Annotated in this window: 18 protein-coding genes; 15 read left to right on the top strand and 3 right to left on the bottom strand. The window is 43.6% G+C overall.

Features of this window, described 5'->3' with window-relative positions; genetic code table 11:
* The first annotated feature begins 165 nt into the window (after positions 1-165).
* The 4 genes from ASG24_RS12385 to ASG24_RS12400 all read left to right on the top strand — a co-directional run bounded on the left by ASG24_RS12385 (position 166) and on the right by ASG24_RS12400 (position 7,072).
* Positions 166-1,965 (top strand): pyrroloquinoline quinone-dependent dehydrogenase, encoded by a 1,800-nt coding sequence (locus ASG24_RS12385; RefSeq protein ID WP_369814182.1) that lies wholly within the window; start codon positions 166-168, stop codon positions 1,963-1,965.
* A gap of 324 nt (positions 1,966-2,289) precedes the next feature.
* Positions 2,290-5,520: a response regulator gene (locus ASG24_RS12390; protein WP_055871913.1), complete on the top strand. Its 3,231-nt coding sequence runs from the start codon at positions 2,290-2,292 to the stop codon at positions 5,518-5,520.
* An 8-nt stretch (positions 5,521-5,528) separates the two neighbouring features.
* Entirely contained in the window at positions 5,529-5,888 is a 360-nt protein-coding gene (locus ASG24_RS12395) for a response regulator (RefSeq protein WP_082488096.1), read from the top strand.
* Positions 5,889-5,995: 107 nt separating this feature from the next.
* Positions 5,996-7,072 (top strand): HD domain-containing phosphohydrolase, encoded by a 1,077-nt coding sequence (locus tag ASG24_RS12400; RefSeq protein ID WP_055871916.1) that lies wholly within the window; start codon positions 5,996-5,998, stop codon positions 7,070-7,072.
* 62 nt (positions 7,073-7,134) lie between these two features.
* Here ASG24_RS12400 and ASG24_RS12405 read toward each other — a convergent pair whose 3' ends face one another.
* From ASG24_RS12405 to ASG24_RS12415, 3 genes are all read right to left on the bottom strand, one after another.
* Entirely contained in the window at positions 7,135-7,536 is a 402-nt protein-coding gene (locus ASG24_RS12405) for a hypothetical protein (RefSeq protein WP_055871919.1), read from the bottom strand.
* 70 nt (positions 7,537-7,606) lie between these two features.
* The gene (locus ASG24_RS12410; protein ID WP_055871921.1) at positions 7,607-7,909 is read right to left on the bottom strand and encodes a hypothetical protein; all 303 of its coding nucleotides are present in this window, start codon (positions 7,907-7,909) and stop codon (positions 7,607-7,609) included.
* 3 nt (positions 7,910-7,912) lie between these two features.
* Entirely contained in the window at positions 7,913-8,233 is a 321-nt protein-coding gene (locus ASG24_RS12415) for a hypothetical protein (protein ID WP_055871925.1), read from the bottom strand.
* 159 nt (positions 8,234-8,392) lie between these two features.
* On the opposite strand from ASG24_RS12415, the gene ASG24_RS12420 reads away from it, so the two are divergent.
* From ASG24_RS12420 to ASG24_RS12470, 11 genes are all read left to right on the top strand, one after another.
* On the top strand, positions 8,393-8,656 hold the full coding sequence (locus ASG24_RS12420; RefSeq protein ID WP_055871928.1) for a hypothetical protein: 264 nt from the start codon (positions 8,393-8,395) through the stop codon (positions 8,654-8,656).
* Between the two features lie 73 nt (positions 8,657-8,729).
* The gene (locus tag ASG24_RS12425) at positions 8,730-9,677 is read left to right on the top strand and encodes a hypothetical protein (protein ID WP_055871931.1); all 948 of its coding nucleotides are present in this window, start codon (positions 8,730-8,732) and stop codon (positions 9,675-9,677) included.
* Positions 9,678-9,752: 75 nt separating this feature from the next.
* Positions 9,753-9,956 (top strand): major capsid protein, encoded by a 204-nt coding sequence (locus ASG24_RS12430; RefSeq protein WP_055871934.1) that lies wholly within the window; start codon positions 9,753-9,755, stop codon positions 9,954-9,956.
* A 60-nt stretch (positions 9,957-10,016) separates the two neighbouring features.
* Complete coding sequence (locus ASG24_RS12435) at positions 10,017-10,349, top strand: hypothetical protein (RefSeq protein WP_156376563.1); 333 nt, start codon at positions 10,017-10,019, stop codon at positions 10,347-10,349.
* 352 nt (positions 10,350-10,701) lie between these two features.
* Positions 10,702-11,736: a virulence factor TspB C-terminal domain-related protein gene (locus ASG24_RS14680; protein ID WP_156376564.1), complete on the top strand. Its 1,035-nt coding sequence runs from the start codon at positions 10,702-10,704 to the stop codon at positions 11,734-11,736.
* A complete protein-coding gene (locus ASG24_RS12450) occupies positions 11,733-12,002 on the top strand; it encodes a DUF2523 family protein (RefSeq protein ID WP_055871949.1) in 270 nt (89 codons plus the stop codon). The genes ASG24_RS14680 and ASG24_RS12450 overlap by 4 nt, the downstream gene beginning before the upstream one ends.
* Entirely contained in the window at positions 11,999-13,210 is a 1,212-nt protein-coding gene (locus ASG24_RS12455; protein WP_055871950.1) for a zonular occludens toxin family protein, read from the top strand. Before ASG24_RS12450 ends, ASG24_RS12455 begins: the two co-directional genes overlap by 4 nt.
* 149 nt (positions 13,211-13,359) lie before the next feature.
* Positions 13,360-13,509 carry a hypothetical protein gene (locus ASG24_RS14685; RefSeq protein WP_156376565.1) on the top strand — a complete coding sequence of 50 codons (150 nt, stop codon included), beginning with the start codon at positions 13,360-13,362 and terminating at the stop codon, positions 13,507-13,509.
* A 190-nt stretch (positions 13,510-13,699) separates the two neighbouring features.
* Positions 13,700-13,981: a hypothetical protein gene (locus ASG24_RS12460; protein ID WP_055871953.1), complete on the top strand. Its 282-nt coding sequence runs from the start codon at positions 13,700-13,702 to the stop codon at positions 13,979-13,981.
* Between the two features lie 153 nt (positions 13,982-14,134).
* Complete coding sequence (locus ASG24_RS12465; protein ID WP_156376566.1) at positions 14,135-14,632, top strand: hypothetical protein; 498 nt, start codon at positions 14,135-14,137, stop codon at positions 14,630-14,632.
* 5 nt (positions 14,633-14,637) lie between these two features.
* Positions 14,638-15,528 (top strand): response regulator, encoded by an 891-nt coding sequence (locus ASG24_RS12470; protein WP_162241166.1) that lies wholly within the window; start codon positions 14,638-14,640, stop codon positions 15,526-15,528.
* Positions 15,529-15,686 lie beyond the last annotated feature (158 nt).

Below are 15,686 nucleotides of genomic sequence, written 5' to 3' on the forward strand. Positions count from 1 at the left end.
ACTATTTCGTTGTTGTTATGTCCATCATAAACGGAGTTTAGTTTCATCATGCAAAAAATTTTTAAATGGCCGCCTTGGGGTAGTGGCGTTTACTTGGAGACTTAACTGTTTCAAGTTTATATTTAACATGTATACTAATCTGTATAGTTTACTAAATATTTTGAGATGAAACCCTCTATGACGCGCACACTTTTTCGTTATTTAAGCTTGGCATCCATCACAGCCTTAATGGCTTGCACACAAGTTTCCAAGCCGACTTCAAGCAATACCGGCAATGTAGATTGGCCAAGTTATGGCTTAGATCTGAAGTCGCAGCGGTTTTCAAATCTGTCACAAATAAATAAGCATAATGTCTCAACATTAAAAACTGCCTGGAAAGTGGAAACTGGCGTCAAAGCGACATTCCAGGCCACACCCATCGTGGTGAATGGCATCATGTATGTCAGCCTGCCTTTTAATCATGTATTGGCGCTAGATGCAGCAACGGGTAAACAACTCTGGAAATATTCGCATGATCGCAAAGCAGATTGGGCCATGTGTTGCGGACCTGCCAATCGTGGCGTCGCAGTGGCTCAAGGCAAGGTATATATTGGTACCGTAGATGCAAGATTAATCGCACTAGATGCTAAAACCGGACAAAAACTTTGGGATATTGATGTAGCAGCCAGCCAGGTGACTACAGAGCAGCAAGGCACATTAAATAGCAGCGACCCTAATAAAACCCGAAAAATCACTGGTGGCACCGGCGTGGGCATTGCCATGGCGCCAGTCGTGTTCAACAACAAGGTCATCATCGGCATAACCGGCGTGGGTTATGGATTACATATTGATAATCCTCGCAGCGATGCGCCATTGGGTGCCGTGATTGGCGTCACTGGGCGCTATGGCCGTCCTGGCTTTCTGGCTGCATTTGATGCGAACGATGGGCATCGTGTCTGGCAGTTTGATACTATCCCGACCAAAGGATGGGAAGGCAACTTTACGACACAAACCTCTGATGGCAGCCATTTTGAACGTGATGTTGCAGAAGAGAAAGCGGCGCTTAAAACATATCCTGATGCCGCCACTTTTGGTGGAGGATCAGCGTGGAGCACGCCTGCCATTGATGCCAACACCAATACCTTGTATTTCGGAACCGGCAATCCATCGCCGCAAATGAATGATGTTTCAAGACCCGGAGATAATTTATATACCGTCTCATTGGTCGCACTGGATACCGAAACCGGTAAATATAAGTGGCATTATCAGCAAGTGCCGCATGACTTGTGGGGATACGATTTAGCAAGCCCGCCCGTCCTGTTTCAATACAATCATCATGGCAAAAATATTGCTGCTGTGGGGCAAGCCAGCAAAACCGGATGGTTTTATATTCATGATCGGGTCACTGGTGAATTTTTAGCCAAATCGGAAGCGTTTGTGCCGCAACATAACCTGTTTAAAAAACCCAGCATAGAAGGGACAGTCGTTTATCCTGGGATACTTGGCGGCTCAAACTGGTCGCCTGCCAGCGTAGATGAGCAACAGCAAAAAGTATTCGTCGCTGCCATGCATAGCCCGATCAAGTACACCATCCATGAAACAGATAACGATGATGGCAAGCATTCTATGCGCTACACATCCAGCGAACCTACCGATGATGCGCGTTGGGGTTTGTTAAGCGCGATTGATTTGAATTCCGGAAAAATCGCCTGGCAGCAAAAAACGGCACAACCCCTGGTAGGGGGCGTGTTATCAACAGCAGGGGACTTGTTATTTTCAGGTGAGGGCAATGGCAAGTTTACGGCTTATGCCAGCCAAACCGGTAAACCCTTATGGCATTATCAATCGGAATATGGTGTGAATGCGCCACCTATTACTTACCAGGTAAATGGCGAGCAATATATTGCAGTCGTAAGCGGCGGTAACTCATTGTTTGGTTTTAAACAAGGCGATAGCGTTCTCACATTTAAGCTGCCAAAACCGTAGACATATTTTTTAACTTAAAGCGAGGAAAGCCAATATTTAACACGATAATAAGAAACAATTTCAATCAGTTATTGTAACAATTAATTTAAGTAAAAATAATAATTGACATGTAAATACACTACGAATAGATTAGCGTAAATATGTATTTACTTACTGCTTTTGAGCACTTGATTGCCCATGCAAAAAAATGCTCGATTATTTTTTTAAATCAAAAACTTACAAATAGTAAACGATGGTTGAACGTTGTCGAACCGTTAACGTCAAACAGCGGCTTAAAAGCAATACAGACTTATCCTTGAAATTAAAAACAAGATAGGAATCGCAATGCTTAGTGGGGTGGTACCGGGGAATTCGCAACGTAAAGAGCTTTGGGCTTTAGAATCCATCATTATTTATGGGTTTATGAGCTTTTTTGCGCTGTTAGTGATTCTGGGTATTACCAGCATCATTTATTTGCAGCGCTTTTCTGAGAACAATCGCTGGGTCACCCATACCAATGAAGTCATCTCAAAACTGGATAGAGGTTTAGGGCTATTCAATCAACTGGAAGTCTCTCAACGCGGTTTTTTATTGACTGGTGATGAGAGTGCTATTAATCGACGTGACATTGCGCTAGCCGAGTTGCAAAAAGATATTACTGAACTTGCGGTGCTCACCAAAGATAATAGCTTCCAGCAAAAACAAATTACCCAACTTAGAAAGCTTATCGATAGGCGCCTGATTTACTTTAATCAGGTTGCAGATTTTGCCCGCACAGCATCAGTAGACAAATTAAAGGAATTCCTGCGTAAAGATTCTATTCGTAGGGAAGATATGCTCGAGATTCGAGGTGTATTCAGTGCCATGTCACTTGAAGAGCAGAACCTGCTGGATGATCGAACCAGGTTAGAGCAGGATCACGCTAAAGACTTGCTGGTGCTGTTTACTGTGATGTCTGTGGCCATTCTGATTTTCTTCCCTTTACTCATCTGGCGGATTCAACGCGATCTTAACATCCGCAAACTCGCGTCTGCTGAACAAAAACGGCTCACGGATATTCTGGATGCTTCCCCTGACCTCATTGCAAACGCTAACCTTCAAGGCGATTATTTTTACCTTAACCGGGGAGGGCGCAAACTACTGGGGATTGGTGAAAATGAAGATATCGCCTCACAAGCCATCTCGCGCATGCGCCCTGCATGGGCGATTGATCTGATTCATAACAAAGCCATTCCTGCAGCGCTCAACACGGGAGTGTGGAGCGGCGAAACCGCTTTTATCAGCCGGGGAGGGGTGGATATCCCGGTATCCCAGGTAGTGGTGGTACATAAAAATGCGGATGGCATCCCTACGCATTTATCCACCGTTGCGCGCAATGTGAGCGAGTTCAAGCAAATTGAATTTGACCTTAAACATGCGGCCATCTATGACCAGACGCATACCGAAATATTAAGGCTGTTCAATGCCAATTACGATCGTCCGAACATCCTGCAAAGCATGTTGGAGACGCTGGCCAGAAACCATGCATTTCCGGTATCTGCAATTTATGGCTACGATGAATGGGCTGGATTATATCGTCTGGAAAGCACGCATGCTGCGCCGACGGATATCCTTACTGAATTTAAACTTGGCCACGGAATAATAGGGGAGGCGATTCAAAATAATCAGACACTCATATTGCGTGATGTCGACCTGTTTCCATCCCTCAGCCTGGAAACAGGGTTACTTTCCATCAAGCCGGCAGGTATCATCATTTGCCCTGTTACCTATCAGGATAAATGTCTCGCCGTGCTGGTGCTGGCCGCCAGCCAACCGATTTCAGACCGCGATCAGACCTTTATTGAACGGCTTTCTGCGCAATTGGGCGTAGCCCTGCATAACATTGAACAGTATGGTGACCTCAAGCTGCTGGCAGAGCAATTGCATTTACGCAGTGAAGAAATCAGCTCAAAAAACGAACAGCTATTGGAAGCAGATAAGATGAAATCTGAATTCCTGGCTACGATGTCTCATGAACTGCGCACACCGCTGAATGCCATTATTGGATTCTCGGAAATACTTCGCGATGGCTTGATTGGCGACCTCGCAGACAAACAGAAAGTTTACGTCAATGATATTTTTGAAAGCGGGCAACACCTGCTTTCATTGATCAATGATGTGCTTGATCTATCAAAGATTGAAGCCGGTCGTATGGAGCTTGAAGGTGAAGTCATTGACGTTCAGAGTTTGCTGCAAAACAGCCTTTCTATCATTAAAGAAAAAGCATCTACCCAACGTATTAAATTACAGGCCGATTTATCAGATGCATTAGGCAATGCCTGGCTGGATGCCCGTAAAGTGAAACAGATCGTTTATAACCTGCTCTCCAACGCGGTTAAATTTACACCTGAAGGCGGACAGATCACTTTACAGGCGAGCCTGGTTTCGCGTGAATACGTGCTTGAACAGACTAGAGATATACCGAAGAGCCATTATTCACCGATCGGTAATGCTGAACAGTTTATCCAGATCGCGATTACCGATACCGGAATAGGGATTGAAGCACAAGATATTACCCGCCTTTTCCAACCTTTCGTGCAAGTTGAAAGCACGCTTTCAAGGCGCTTTGAAGGCACCGGCCTGGGCTTGGCACTGGTAAGGAAACTTGCGGAATTGCATAGCGGTGCGGTGGCTGTGACCAGCACACCGGGTGAGGGCAGTACATTTACGGTATGGCTGCAATACAAAACCAACCTGGTAGACGCAGCGTTGGCATCCACACAAACCGGCGAAAGTATCCGGCAATTGGTTCTGTCGGATTCCCCACATGTATTGGTGCTGGAAGATGATGACCGGGCCGCGGATTTAATCAGGTTACAGCTTGAATCAGATAACTGTCGTGTGACGCGTGCGACTACTGCCGAAGTAGCCCTGGCTCTCTTGGCTGACAATAGCCCTCCTGATTTAATTACGCTGGATATTCTTCTTCCCGGCATGGATGGCTGGGAGTTCCTGACTACCTTAAAAGCCAACCCCAAGCTTGCGCATATCCCGGTAGTGATTCTTTCGATTGTGGCTGATAGTAATCGTGGCCTGTCTTTAGGTGCCGCCCAGGTATTACAAAAACCTGTTTCTGCGGATGATTTGCAAACGGCATTAAGCAAGCTTGGCTTTACCAAACCCGAGCACAATCAGCCAGGCGCAAAAATTTTAGTGGTTGATGACGACCCTAAAGCGGTAGAAATCATCTCATCTCATCTTGAGCATACAAAGCACATTGTGCTACGCGCTTATGGCGGCAATGAAGCTACCCATATCGCCAAATTACAACAGCCTGACTTGATCGTACTAGATTTAATGATGCCGGAAATCAATGGCTTTGAAGTAGTTGAAAACCTTAAACTGGATGCGCGCACAGCCAAGATCCCAATCATTATTGTGACGTCCAAATTCCTGTCGCCGCAAGAGCAGCAAACGCTTAAAGGGCACGTGTTGGCGGTACTTGAGAAATCTGAATTTAATCATGGCAACTTCCTCAGTGAAGTGCACCGTGCACTGGCCGGCAATAAAAAACACTCCTCAGGATCTAAAGCATAGAGGTGAATATGGCAAAAATCCTGATTGTTGAAGATAACCCAACCAATATGAAACTCGCACAACTGCTGTTAGAAACCTCCGGGCACGAAGTACTGCAAGCGGTAAACGCTGTTGATGGCTTGAATATTGCGCGCAACCAGTTACCGGAAGTTATCCTGATGGATATTCAGTTGCCAGGCATGGATGGCCTCACTGCAGCGCGTTTACTAAAGGAAGATAGTAAAACCAGCAAGATTAAAATTATTGCGCTGACTGCATTTGCCATGAAAGGCGATGAAGAAAAAATGCGTCACGCAGGCTGTGATGGGTATATTGCCAAACCGATCCGTTATAAAGAATTTCTGGAAACAGTCGATGCGGTACTTTAAAAAAACTCCAGCAAAGTTTAAAGCTAATCCAGCCATTTTTCAGGCGTGCTTAAGCTACCTTATGGCAAATTCCTACATTGAAATTAGCTTGCGGGGGGATAAATAACATGGATATGAAAGTCACGCGCAAGACCATTCTCATAGCAGATGATGAGGAAAAAAACCGCACATACCTTGATGCCATATTGACCTCTGAGGGCTATGCCACCTTGCATGCAAATGACGGGAAAATGGCATTCGAGCTCATCAAAGAGCATCAGCCGGATCTGATTCTATTGGATGCAATGATGCCGGTGCTGAATGGGTTTGAGTTAGCCGAGAAGTTGAAAAGTAATGAAGCAACAAAAGTGATCCCTATCATCATGATCACAGCGCTGGTTGACCGAAACTCCAGAATGCGCGCTTTACAATGTGGGGTAGAGGAGTTTGTGACCAAACCGGTAGACCGTGCCGAGCTGTGGATTCGGGTTAGAAACCTGTTACGTCTGAAGGAATACAACGACTTTTTAACTAATTACAGCCGTACACTTGAGGTACAAGTTGAAGAGCGTACAGAACAGCTGTTAACCAGTTATTTTGATTCCATGTTCAGTATACTGCGGGCGGCAGAATTCCGTGATAAAGAAACTGGCGATCATATTCACCGTATTGCTTTTTTCTGTAAAGAGCTGGCCGCAAATATTGGCATGGGTTCCGAATTTTGTGACACCATTTACCATGCCAGCCCTCTGCATGATGTTGGCAAAATTGGGATCCCCGATCGTATTTTGCTTAAACCTGGCCCACATACGCCTGATGAATGGGAAATCATGAAAACCCATGCAGCATTAGGGTACAGCATTCTTGGCAACGGAAACAGCACATCACCGTTCACCATGATGGGCGCTGAAATTGCCCTTAACCATCATGAGCGCTGGAATGGTACTGGTTACCCAAATGGGATAAAAGGTGAAGCTATTCCTTTAGCTGCACGGATCATGGTGATTAGTGATGTATATGATGCATTACGTAGCAAGCGCCCTTACAAGCCTGCATATACACATGAGCATGCATTACAAATCATGCTAAAAGGTGACGGTCGTACACGTCCAGAACATTTTGACCCAATGCTACTCAACGCATTCGAAAAGCTCGCTGAGCGCTTTAGGGAAATATTTGAAGAGCACGAGGATTTGCCTGAATAGTTTCTTTGCTGCTATCGAATTTTAAATGTGTTTATCCAAGATAAATTCGAATAGGGTGCTGATTAGTATTTGCGGTTTTTCCTGGTCTGCATCACCAAGGTCGTTGCGTGTTCGCTATTAATAAAAACCTCGCAGCTTAATTCGGCCGTTTCTAAACCGGTAGGTCTCGAATTGCAGCTGCTCGAAACACGTTTATCCTGGTAACTAACGCCTGGCAACTCACCAAAACCATAGCGATCCAATTTACCTTGTACATGCAACACATTATCAAAGTAAATGTATACGGTGCTCGTCACACTTCTACCAAGAATTCCGCTTTTCAACTCCTGATCAACCTTGCCGGTTATTTGTACCGGTTTAGTTAAGGCGTTGGAACGATCCAATTGGTGAGCAGTGATATGACTATGCTGCGCAGTACAGCTGGCAATGAATACAGAAGCAACACAAAGATAAATGTTTTTCATCCTTGGTACCTTTTAACAGAGGAATTTAGATAATAACTTAAATCCAACAGCAGTAATATGGACATCAGTACTATTTAACATAATATACAGTGGATATGATCGGATGGCTTGCCAGTAGGGCTAGAGAGGCTATTCCTGTCATTGCCATCAGTGACAAACTTGCGTAACCACCTTGCATTAACTCTAATGCTCTTTTAGGTTCAATTTGACCTAATATGCACAATTTAAGAACGCTTTCACTATCAGGTGTATGTTCTGTTCTTTTCCAAGCGCTCACGTTGCTTCTATGTTTTCCAATTGCCTCTGCAATTTGGTTGTCACTTGTAATTCCAGTTTTTTTCTTTACTTCTTCAATTAATGCGTAACCGGCCATTTTTTACTCCTTCATTTTTTCTGCTTCGTCACTTCTTACTTCAATGTAATGATCTTTGTTACATTCGATAATCGAGTTATCTATAACTCTAGTATTTGCTTCTTTTAAACAAGTTCTGATGTCTTTTGCTTTTACCAGTACCTTAACTAAAGTTGAGTTTTTTCTTTCTACTTCTTTAATTCTTGATTCTTCCTTTTGAGCTGATTCCCTTTGTGTTGCTCTTGATATTTGTTTATCAGCGAATTCTTGTACCGTTTCTACTCTGTGTTTCGCAATCCAAAGTATTGCTAGCCCCACAATCAGAACCATAACTAAGTATCTCATTACTTATTTTTCCTTTTTTTCAGATATTACGCGTCAAATAGTATTGACACAATGTTAGAAGTATTTTACATTGCATTACGTCAAATATATTCTACAGACAACGAACCTGCCCCCGTTGATCTGCACACATCTACAAGGGGCTATATAAGGGCTTAAATCATGAGTATTCAAATTCAAGTTTTATCAATCGGCGAAACAGAATCCGGCAAATCACAGCGTGGTACTGAATGGCACCGTCGCACATTCCAAGTTTACGATATTGAAGCCAAGGTAGCAGGCAATATTCCTGTTTATGGCGATTTGGACAAATTGAATTCATACAAAGAGGGTGGCAAATATACCGCCGTTGTTCGCAATAGGGCAGGGGATAACGGGCGTTTGGTTCCGTCAATTGTTGATCTCTTACCAGTGAAACCAGCTTGATAGAAAACAAAAAAGCCAACTGACTGGAATCAATTGGCTTTTTCTAATTTAAACCACTCGGAATGGCTTAAACATGGACCTAACTTTAAATACCTTTAATTCAGTTGTCAATGACGACTATTTAGACCCAAAGAACCATAGAAGCATTGAAAGCGTACACGAATACAAACTTAAGACGGTGACATTTGCTAACAACACAATCGACTTCATCATGACGCGGATTAAACACACGATACCTAAGCTGACTCAAGAGCCGACATACGGCGAGTTCACCACGTATCCGCGTTCCTTAACCGATGAAGAAAAAGCCGCTAAAGATGCGGAAAATTTAGAAAGGGCGGTAAGACGTGCTAAAAAATCTGTTCATTACGCAATCCGTCAAATCGGCGCTGACCACCTGCTTACACTCACTACACGCGAAAACATCACAGAGCGTGCAAAGTACTTCGAAATCTTTCAGCGCTTTATTAGACTTGTCCGCACAAAAATTCTCGTCAATGGCCGCTTGGTCACAGTCCCGCGCAAATCATATGCTTACGTGGCTGTCCCAGAATTACAGGACCGTGGTGCATATCATCTCCACTGTGCTGTGGTTGGCCGTCAGGACATTCGTTTCTTACGTGCCTGTTGGTATGTCGCGTTGGGTGGCAATATTTCTGATTCTGGGGATAATGCGCTTGGTCAAGTGGATGTTCAATACCGTCAGAAACGCTGGGGTAATCAAACCGAAACACACAAGACTTTTTCCCTTGTTCGTTACCTTACAAAATACATTGATAAGGACTTCGCACATACTGCGGAACTGGGGCAGCACCGCTATTTAAAAGCGCGTGACATACCTAAGCCTATCGAGTTTAACCAAGTCCTTATGGCCTGTAATGCAGGCGGAAACGACTTCATTGACGCCTTAATCGAGGTGTCACAAATCGCCCAATTTGTAACAGGGCAACATCCCACACAAATGATCCCTTGGAATAGGGGAGAGGACATTTACATATTGCGAAGCGCATATGTTGATTAAGAACGTTATCGAATTGGCCTTTCTGGCCACTGCGTTGGCAGTCGTTTACTGCCGTTTTTTATAAAGGGTGTAATCATGAAATTGTACAAACAAGCTCGTAAATATGGTTTTGGTGCTGCTCTGTCTGCCTTAGCTATCAATGCAAATGCAGCTTTACCTGCTGGTGTAGCTGACGCTATCGCAACTGCTGAGGCTGACGGTGTAACTTTGGGTGGCCTGTTTTTGGGTATGGCTGTAACTGTAGGTGTTCTGTTCTGGTTGAAACGCAAAGCAGGTTAATTAACTGCTTTTCTTCGAGTCTGGCGGGGTCTCATCAACCTCGCCTTTTTGGATAATAAAATGGGATATCAATTAAAAGATGTTTGTTACTCAAGTGAGGCAATGGCACAAGATGCATATGCACAAAGCATGCAACCTGCATTCATTGTTAACGATTCAACAACTTCTTTTTACTATCCTGAAAAAGTATCTGGTGCTTGGTGCATGGGCGCTCACAGTTTGTCTACTGGTAGCCTTACTCAATGTCCTGCAATCAACTTTCCTGCATTTACACCCTGCACAGATTCCAGCGACCCTACAGCCAACTTTCAAGCTGGTATGGAGTTGGGGGCTGCTGTATCCGGTGCAATCGTCATTGCATTTCTATGGCGTTATTTAAGAGTGAGGCATTAATGAATGAACTTGCAAACATTTATCTTTGGGCTGGTTTCCTTATTGTGGTTTTACCTGTTATCACTCTCACAAAATGAAGCGTCTATTTCTGCTTTTCCTATTCTTGTTGGCTAGCAATTTAGTTCACGCAGTTAACGTTCCCCCTGTTGTTTGGTACAACACAGTTGGACAAACTACATATATACCCGGTGATTCTCGTTTTTTTCGTACTATGGAGGCAGCTTGCCGCCACTACTATGATTCAAACTATTCACAATTTCCTTTACTTGAACAAAGAAACGACCTAAGGGCTGGTGCTGAATTCCCTGGCTCATGTTCAATCACAATTAGAAACTCTAGCGGTCAGTCACAAATGTTAGGTGCCTCCTATAGCTATGCCTATCAATGTCCTACTGGTGCAACACTGCAATCAAATTCAGGAAAAGTCCTTGATAAAGTTTGTGTACTCACAAGTTGTCCAGCCAATACAACCCTAAATACAACAACAAATGTTTGTGATGATGTTTGTCTTCCCAATAAAGGCAAGATTGGTTCCTTTTCTCTTAATTGCGGTGTAGACGTTAGTTCTGGTACTGGTGTTTGTATGCCAAATAATTGTGCTGCCACAGTAGTCGATAATTCTGCCGCAAGGGTAGGTAATTGTTGGTTTGGTGTTAACAACGCACGATACACAGGTGCAACTTGTGGCGGTCAACCTTCAACTACTTCTTTTTCAAATCCATCTAATGCAAATCCTCCGCCTGTGGATGCACCAGAAACTAATTGTCTTAAAGACGGCAAAAGCTTTGGCTATGTTAATGGTGTGCCTGTGTGTGTTCCTAAGGGTTCATCTTCAGCTACTCCTGTTAAGGATTCTAATCAATCGACAACCACAAATTCCAGTACAGACACTAAGGGCAATACATCAAGTACAACCAGTTCAGAAGTAAAAAACGCAACTCAAGACGGCGATCAGGTGACTAGTTCCACTACAAAAACAAACGCTGACGGCACAAAAACAGAAGAGACAAAAACGGAAAGTGTCACTTCATTTTGTGCAACAAATCCAACTCATCCAATTTGTAAGAAGGCAGCACAGGAAGAAGAAGAGGGGCCGGACCCATGCGAGGACAACCCTGACTTACCTCAATGTATTGGATTAGGCGAAGCAGAAGAGGGTGGGGCAATTGCTACCTCCAACAAAACAGTTTCTTTTGCACCTGTTCAAATTACCTCCGGTGGTTCCTGCCCTCCAGACAAGTCTGTGTCTATTGCTGGCCGCTCCATAACTTTTAGTTACTCATGGCTTTGTCAGTATGCATCAATGTTTAAACCGTTCATGTTGGCCTTTGCCTACTTGTCAGCGGCGATGTTCTTATTTATGGGTTTGAGAGGGGCTAATACATGACTTGGGCTGTTTGGATTCTTGCGCTAGTTGCGCCTATTGCAAAAAAAGTAATGGTTGCTTTAGGTGTCGGCATTCTTACTGTTACCGGCTTTGATTTGGCAATAGGGCAACTTACTACGTTAATTAATCAATCTATTGGCGGCACTACAGCCGACATTCTTGGTATAGCCACAATGATGGGCATTCCTGAATCGATTGGAATTATGCTTGGTGGTATCAGTTCTGCCGCCTCTCTTATGGTCGTTAAAAGGTTGGGTGTTTTATGATAACCATCATCACGGGTGTGCCAGGCATGGGTAAAACTGCGCTGCTGGTGCAAATGCTTCTAGCTAATGACAAGGCCTCAAATGCGAGGCCTGTTTTTGTTATGGGTATACCCGATTTAAAAATAGAGCATGTAAAAGCGCCTCCAGTTGAAGAATGGACAGAAAAACGCCAAGACCCTGACGACAAGTCTTTGATGCTTGATTATTTTACTTTCCCGCCTAACTCCTATTTGATACTTGATGAGGCGCAACGCGTATACCGTCCACGTGCAGCTGGTACAAAAGTACCGCCCTACGTGGCCGCATTGGAAACGCATCGTCATACAGGATTAGACATAATCTTGCTCACTCAAAAGCCAAACCTTGTAGACGTCAATGTAAGGCACCTCTGCGGCCGCCACATTCACATACGTGACACCATCCTCGGCCGCAAGTTGTACGAATGGCCGGAATATAACGATACTGACAACAAAGCCAATTTGGATGCTGCAGCAAAGAGGGCGTTTAAACCGCCTAAAGAATCATTCAAGTATTACAAATCTAGTGAGATGCACACTAAACAGCCTAGGCGCTTTCATCAAGTGTGGATTTATTTGGCGCTTGCTGTAGTCTTTATGGGATACATGGGATTCCGTGCATACAATAGTATTTCTCAAAGGATTAATGATGAAAAAGGCAAAAGCATCGAACTCAGCAAAAATAGCGGAAAAAGCAATCAAGTTTCACAAACAGATTTACAAGGTGATCAACAGCGCTCCGGAGGGGTTCAACTTCGGTCAGCCAGTGAAACGGCCGATGTTGAAGGGGTCCATGGTGACCCTTCTTTTAACATTTCCACTGAAATTCACCCATATTCGGGATTCACGTTTGTCTTGATCGGGCGTGTCAGAGCCGGTCATAAAGATCTGACCTACTATAAGTTAACTCATGGTCAATACGGTTTCACTGCCAGCAATACAGAATTGGAAAAGCTTGGTTACTCAATTACTGTAGCTAATGATTGCACTGCTTATCTAATGTACGAAAAGGCAAAAATTGTCGCTATATGCGCCTTACCAGTAGCCCCTGAGGACGCTAAAACTGTAACTGCCTCACATGAGACTACAAGGGGGTTATCAGGGGGCGAAAAGCCCCTTGATGCAGACATCAATCTTGATTCGAAGAGCTGGGATACTTGGCACGCACCATCGGCACAAACGAAGTATTAACGCTCTCTGTAGACTGTTTTTTGCTTGTTATTTAAAGTCCATGTAGTTATTATGGTTAAATGTTTTACATCATTCAATCTCAAGACACGCTTGGGTATCTACGTTCGATTCACTCGGATGAAAACGCTACGCCTGAATGGACTTGGAGCATGGATGAAGCTAAAAAATTTGATACCGTCAAAACGGCTCTTTCTACGGTAGTTTTAGATGAAGAAACATACCACCCGGTTATTCTTTCCATGCGCAAAGATGACTCAACCATATGGGGTGTATTTGACTTTAAAGGTCGTCTTAAATAAAACAAAGCACCTTTTCGGTGCTTTTTTTTCACCTGTTAACACCCCGTTTTTAATTACACTTATTAACAATCTGTCGTTTCCTAGTGCGACAAGCTGGCAGCGGGCACCGCGGACGGCTGGGCGCTACGTCTGGCGGCTAAAGCCGCCACTAGATTTATATTACGGACGTTTTACAACAGAATAAGAAAAAATGGCATTTGATAGCAGTAAATATGTCGAGCTACCAGAGTGGGCGATTGACTTGAAACACCTGTATTGGGTGATTCGGGTTGAAGGACGTATTGAGGCGAAACGCAGAAGGTATTACAGGAAGGTCGAGAAAGAGAAATTAAGGTTGGCCGAAGCCGGAGTGTCACAAATAAAAATAGCGGCTGTTTGCCGCTATCTGTGTAACTTCAAAAACGCTAATACATTAAGAGAGGTGTTAGCGATTCAGGAAAAACAGCTCTCTTTTTGTTTCTCGCCAATTTAACATAATATACATTATGCGAATAATAATATTTATATATCAACGCAAAGAGCATTGATAATAATACAAATAATTAATGGGGTTTTCCTGCACTCATTCAACATTTATTATCGCATTAACCCTGTAGCATCTTAACTCTACATTGGGAGATACCAAATGCAGTTGTTATCGACAACAGACATGGTGAAAAGAATTTCTGAGTCATGGTCATTTGTGAGCGGAACCCCTTTCGCATTTAAGGAAAGCGATCACCGTTCGGCGATAGATGATCATGAAAGCCTGATGGCAGTGATTTTGCCTATGTATATTGATAGCCTGCCACAGCGTGAATCAATCGCAATTGGTTTGATATTGGATGACGCAGAGGCAGTCAAGGTGGCCTCGCATATGTTTGGCCTGACACCAGAAACGCTATCAGCGGCAGATATACAGGATGCAAAAAAAGAGACCTGTAACATCCTCGGCGGTAACCTCGTTGTGGGTGAAAATAGCAAATTAGGACTCCCCAGAGAAATTCCGCTGGCTGAGTTTCTTGAGTTGCAAAAAAATGCGACATTCAGCATGCTGTTTGTAAGCGATAAACCGAATGAGGACCTGGTTAATCTGGTGATCTTCAACGTAAATAATGAATCTTCCGGGGAATTTTTATCATGAGTACAGTGACAGGCGGTGTGGCCAAATTTTTGATTGTCGATGACAGTCGAGCTATTCAAAGTATTATTAAAAGAGTCATTGAATCTTGTAATTATCCAAACCTGGAAATTCGAAGTGCGAGCGACGCAGAAGCTGCAATGGAAATTCTGGAAAAATATACACCGGATTTAATCATCACTGACTGGCATATGCCTAAAATCAGTGGCCTGGAATTTTGTCAGCATGTATGCCAAACCTATAATAATCGTATTCCAATCGGCTTTATTACGACCGAATCCAACATGGATAAAATAGAATCGGCTTATAAAAGCGGTGCTAAATTTGTGATTAACAAACCATTCCAAGATGCTGATTTAAAAACATATTTAACGAAATTTGTACCCTTTTCTTCTAATGAACAATCATCGGGTAAAGCCAGTGAAGAGCTCGCAAACGTAATGACTGTGCTCTCCAGCATGCTTAAAGGACAAGCATTCACACTGGAGCCCTGCCCTGAATTAAAGCTGGCAGATTACAGCGAAAATAATTTAATTGGCTTGTTTGGAGAAAATGGAAAAACGCCGCCAGTGAATGCCCTTGCTATTATGGAAATGAGTGCAGTAGGCATACTGTGGGCACTGAATAATGACCAGCCTGCCATGGTGCAATCGTTTATCAAAAATGGTACTGCTTCAAATGATCAACTGGACGAGGCACGTAAATTTATGGATGAGTTTGGTGCAGGCATGTCACTTAGCAATAAAAATGGCCCACTTAAACTGGCACGCTCCAGCATCGTCAGCAGACAGTTTCCACGCCTGGAAATGTCGTTAAAAACCAATGAAGGCCGTGCTGACTATAAATTAAATGTACCTGGCATCGGTGCAGGTTATATCACTTACATCAAATTGATTTAGGTATCAAATTGATCTAGGAGTATTTATGGCTTATACCTTTAATGAAGTTTTTGGCAGCGTTGCACTGTTAATCAGTTGCGGCGCAGCTGTTTTGCTCGTTAAGTTGCTATTAAGCAATACAGTGCAACAAGAAAAATTTTTCAATTCACTGGGAAGGT

Origin of the sequence: Methylophilus sp. Leaf414 (assembly GCF_001425425.1) — a bacterium.
Lineage (GTDB): Bacteria > Pseudomonadota > Gammaproteobacteria > Burkholderiales > Methylophilaceae > Methylophilus.

Bases quoted from the DNA above. Each gene is read 5' to 3' on its own strand.
- ASG24_RS12385 (WP_369814182.1), top strand. From the start codon at position 166: ATGAAACCCTCTATGACGCGCACACTTTTTCGTTATTTAAGCTTGGCA.
- ASG24_RS12390 (WP_055871913.1), top strand. From the start codon at position 2,290: ATGCTTAGTGGGGTGGTACCGGGGAATTCGCAACGTAAAGAGCTTTGG.
- ASG24_RS12395 (WP_082488096.1), top strand. From the start codon at position 5,529: ATGGCAAAAATCCTGATTGTTGAAGATAACCCAACCAATATGAAACTC.
- ASG24_RS12400 (WP_055871916.1), top strand. From the start codon at position 5,996: ATGGATATGAAAGTCACGCGCAAGACCATTCTCATAGCAGATGATGAG.
- ASG24_RS12405 (WP_055871919.1), bottom strand. From the start codon at position 7,536: ATGAAAAACATTTATCTTTGTGTTGCTTCTGTATTCATTGCCAGCTGT.
- ASG24_RS12410 (WP_055871921.1), bottom strand. From the start codon at position 7,909: ATGGCCGGTTACGCATTAATTGAAGAAGTAAAGAAAAAAACTGGAATT.
- ASG24_RS12415 (WP_055871925.1), bottom strand. From the start codon at position 8,233: ATGAGATACTTAGTTATGGTTCTGATTGTGGGGCTAGCAATACTTTGG.
- ASG24_RS12420 (WP_055871928.1), top strand. From the start codon at position 8,393: ATGAGTATTCAAATTCAAGTTTTATCAATCGGCGAAACAGAATCCGGC.
- ASG24_RS12425 (WP_055871931.1), top strand. From the start codon at position 8,730: ATGGACCTAACTTTAAATACCTTTAATTCAGTTGTCAATGACGACTAT.
- ASG24_RS12430 (WP_055871934.1), top strand. From the start codon at position 9,753: ATGAAATTGTACAAACAAGCTCGTAAATATGGTTTTGGTGCTGCTCTG.
- ASG24_RS12435 (WP_156376563.1), top strand. From the start codon at position 10,017: ATGGGATATCAATTAAAAGATGTTTGTTACTCAAGTGAGGCAATGGCA.
- ASG24_RS14680 (WP_156376564.1), top strand. From the start codon at position 10,702: ATGTTAGGTGCCTCCTATAGCTATGCCTATCAATGTCCTACTGGTGCA.
- ASG24_RS12450 (WP_055871949.1), top strand. From the start codon at position 11,733: ATGACTTGGGCTGTTTGGATTCTTGCGCTAGTTGCGCCTATTGCAAAA.
- ASG24_RS12455 (WP_055871950.1), top strand. From the start codon at position 11,999: ATGATAACCATCATCACGGGTGTGCCAGGCATGGGTAAAACTGCGCTG.
- ASG24_RS14685 (WP_156376565.1), top strand. From the start codon at position 13,360: ATGGATGAAGCTAAAAAATTTGATACCGTCAAAACGGCTCTTTCTACG.
- ASG24_RS12460 (WP_055871953.1), top strand. From the start codon at position 13,700: ATGGCATTTGATAGCAGTAAATATGTCGAGCTACCAGAGTGGGCGATT.
- ASG24_RS12465 (WP_156376566.1), top strand. From the start codon at position 14,135: ATGCAGTTGTTATCGACAACAGACATGGTGAAAAGAATTTCTGAGTCA.